Origin of the sequence: Thauera phenylacetica B4P, assembly GCF_000310225.1 — a bacterium.
Lineage (GTDB): Bacteria > Pseudomonadota > Gammaproteobacteria > Burkholderiales > Rhodocyclaceae > Thauera > Thauera phenylacetica.
Genome location: NZ_AMXF01000524.1, coordinates 1 through 867, shown reverse-complemented (window position 1 = coordinate 867; position 867 = coordinate 1). Strand labels below are relative to the sequence as shown.

The 867-nt window shown below is 72.9% G+C and carries 1 protein-coding gene; it reads right to left on the bottom strand.

Features of this window, described 5'->3' with window-relative positions:
• Positions 1-20: 20 nt before the first annotated feature.
• Positions 21-716, bottom strand: a complete 696-nt coding sequence (locus C667_RS23455; protein ID WP_004390845.1) for a TetR/AcrR family transcriptional regulator — start codon at positions 714-716, stop codon at positions 21-23.
• Positions 717-867 lie beyond the last annotated feature (151 nt).

Sequence of the window (867 nt, the reverse complement as noted above, 5' to 3'; positions counted from 1 at the left end):
TTCGTGCCGTGGCGCGGCGCTCATCGTCTCTCCTCGGCGGCGTCGGATGCGTCCGCGTCGGCTCCGCCGCGCGCGAGGCGGGCGAACAGGCCGTCCATGAATTCGCGCTGCAGGCGCGCGAGATCCATCTCGCCGCCGCTCATGCGCGCCAGCACCGGCGCCGCCGCGACCGCGTACGAGATCGCTCCGAACACGAAGGTCTGCAGCGCCAGCGCGCTGCGCATGCGGAAGATCCCCGCGTCGATCGCCTCCTGCCACAGCGGCAGGAAGACCGCATGCACCGGCTCGACCACGCGCGCGACGAGCTCGTCGAGGCGCTCGCCCGGCTCGGTCAGCTGGCGCATCACGAAGCGCATCGCCTGCGGCTGGCGCGCCGCATGCACGAACATCGCCTCCACCGCCGCCACGATGCGGCACTCGATCGGCCCCGCGGCGGGCGCCAGCATGTCGAGCGCGGCGAGGTCGGCGCGCACCTGCGCCTCGATGCGGTCGACGACCGCAACCCACAGCTCGGCCTTGGAGCCGAAGTAATGCGCCACCATCGACACGTCGCAGCCCGCCCCCGCCGCAATCGCGCGCAGCCCCGCCGCCTCGAAGCCCTGCGCCCCGAAGGCGTCGAGCGCCGCGTCGAGCAGGCGCGCGCGATACTTCGCGTCCGGACCGCGCGGGCGGCCACGGCCGCGCGCGCTTCGGGCGTGTTCGGCAAGATCGGACATGCTGGAGAAGGAGATGGAATCGAGTCGGGATATTACAACATGCGTTGAATTGCCTCCGATCGAATCTCCCCCGCCGCAGCGCCGCCCGACCCAAAACGGGCGCCGCCGCCGGCAAGGCAGCCCCCGCCCGCAGCCTTCGCGCCTGCCGGCG

Bases quoted from the DNA above. Each gene is read 5' to 3' on its own strand.
- C667_RS23455 (WP_004390845.1), bottom strand. From the start codon at position 716: ATGTCCGATCTTGCCGAACACGCCCGAAGCGCGCGCGGCCGTGGCCGC.